We start from the raw sequence: 2295 nt of genomic DNA, 5'->3' as shown, positions 1-2295 counted from the left end.
GGCGAGATCCCGGCCTTCGCCGGGATGACGATCTCAAAAACCGACCTCCCAACCACACGTCACCCCGGCGAAGGCCGGGGTCTCGCCGGTGCCTCCTTGCCATGTCGTTCCATTTAAAGAACACTCCCCGCGACACATCTGCCGCAGGGGGACAAGCCATGAATTTCCGCCACACCGACCGACCGAACCGCCGCGATCTGATTCGCGGTGCCGCCATGCTGGGCGCAGGCGCGGCGGTCATGGCGCCCCTCCCCTCCCTCGCCGCGAGCAGCCAGTCCGCTGCGATTCGCAAGGCGGCCGAAGCCGGCAAGGACGCGTCGATCAAGCGCATCCGCGACTGGATCGCCCTGCCCTCGATCGCCGCCGAAAATCTGAACATGGCTGAAGGCGCGGCCTTTATGGCCGAACTCGCGCGCGACGCGGGCTTTTCCAACGTCGAGATCGTGCCCACCGACGGCCACCCGGGCGTGTTCGGCACGATCGACGTCGGCGCCCCGCGCACGCTCGGCATCTATTTCATGTATGACGTCAAGCAGTTCGACCCCGCCGAATGGTCCTCCCCGCCGCTCGAAGGCAAGATGGTCGAACGCCCCGGTTTCGGGCAGGCGATCATGGGCCGCGGCGCGGTGAACCAGAAGGGGCCCGAAGCCGCCTTCCTCGCCGCGCTCCACGCGATCCGCGCCGCCAAGGCGAAGCTGCCCGTCAACATCGTCCTTGTCTGCGAGGGCGAGGAGGAAATCGGCTCGCCGCACTTCCGCCAGATTGCGACGAAGCCCAACATCCTCGCCGCGCTCAAAAAATGCGAGGGCATCTTCATCCCCTTCGCCTCGCAGGGCCAGAACGGCAATGTCACGGTCAATCTGGGATCGAAGGGCATCATCGAACTCGAACTGGTCGCCAGCGGCGAGAAATGGGGGCGCGGGCCCAAGGGCGACATTCATTCCAGCCTGAAGGCGATGGTCGATTCGCCCGCCTGGCGGCTGGTCCAGGCGCTGCAGACGCTTGTCACCCCTGACGGCAACAAGCCCGCGATCGAGGGCTGGTTCGAAAATGTCCGGCCGCTCACCGACCGCGAGAAAGCCCTGATCCGCGAAGCCGCGAAGGCGGGCGACGAGGCGCAGCAAAAGGCCGCGCTCGGCGTCACCCACTGGATCGACAACCTTTCCTACGACGACGCGTTGATCCGTCTGGCGCAGGAGCCGACGGTCAATATCGAGGGGCTGGTCGCGGGCTATACCGGCCCCGGCGGCAAGACGATCCTGCCCGGCCGCGCGGTCGCCAAGCTCGATTTCCGCCTCGTTCCCAACCAGACGCGTGCCGAGGCGGAGCAAAAGCTGCGCGCGCATCTCGACAAGCACGGCTTTCAGGATGTCGAGGTCAATGTGTCGGGCGGCTACGACCCGACCGAGGTGGCCGAAGACAGCCGCCTGATCCGGACCGCACTGGCGACCTACAAGCAGATGGGGGTCGCGACGAACCTCAACGCGCGGCTCGCGGGCAGCTGGCCCGGCGCGACCTTTACCGCGCCGCCGGTGTCGATCCCGGCGGGGCATTTCGGCACCGGCCACGGGTCGGGCGCGCATGCCCCCGACGAATATTATCTGATCGATTCGACCAATCCGAAGGTCGCCGGACTGGTCGACGCGACGATGGGTTTCGCCGAATTTCTCTACACGCTGGCGGCGATCAAATGAGCGGCGACCTCAACGGCGTCGCCCACGTCATCCTGACCGCAGGCGACTTCGCGCGTTCGACGGCGTTCTGGCGCGACCTGATCCGCTACCTCGATCTCAAGATCGTGCTCGACAGCGATGCGATGCTCTATGGCGTCGGCGGTCGCACCGCGATCGGCATCCGCACGCCCAGCGCGAAAAATGCGGGCAAACGCTTCGACCAAGGCGCGCCGGGGCTGCACCACGCCTGTTTCCGGATGCGCGACCGCGCCGCGGTCGATCGCCTCCACGCCTTTCTGAAGGATCGGAGCGACGTTGCCATCGTCCACGCCCCGCAAGAGGAACCCTGGGCGCCCGGCTATTATTCTGTGCTGTTCGAGGATCCCGACGGCATTCGGATCGAGTTCAACCACGTCCCCGGCGCCGGCTTGCTCGCCGCAGGACGCGAAATCGGCGGCGCCGACGCCTTTGACGATAACTGATCCTCCCTGTCGCGCAGCGATGGGGAGGGGGACCGCCCGCGAAGCGGGTGGTGGAGGGGCGGCGACGGTGGCGGTCGATGGCGCGGCAGTATCGATCCGCATCGGATCGCTGCGCGCCAACCCGCGCATCTCCGCATAAT

The 2295-nt window shown here is 66.6% G+C and carries 2 protein-coding genes; both read left to right on the top strand.

Annotated elements, in window-relative coordinates; all coding sequences use genetic code 11:
• Window positions 1-158 precede the first annotated feature (158 nt).
• Window positions 159-1694 carry a M20/M25/M40 family metallo-hydrolase gene (locus IR187_RS16645; protein ID WP_194955688.1) on the top strand — a complete coding sequence of 512 codons (1536 nt, stop codon included), beginning with the start codon at window positions 159-161 and terminating at the stop codon, window positions 1692-1694.
• Complete coding sequence (locus tag IR187_RS16640) at window positions 1691-2155, top strand: VOC family protein (protein WP_194955687.1); 465 nt, start codon at window positions 1691-1693, stop codon at window positions 2153-2155. The genes IR187_RS16645 and IR187_RS16640 overlap by 4 nt, the downstream gene beginning before the upstream one ends.
• The last annotated feature ends 140 nt before the right edge of the window (window positions 2156-2295 follow it).

It is taken from the genome of Sphingopyxis solisilvae, assembly GCF_015475875.1.
GTDB lineage: Bacteria > Pseudomonadota > Alphaproteobacteria > Sphingomonadales > Sphingomonadaceae > Sphingopyxis > Sphingopyxis solisilvae.
Note: the sequence above shows the minus strand (reverse complement) of the source record. Positions and strands in the feature narration are given on the sequence as shown.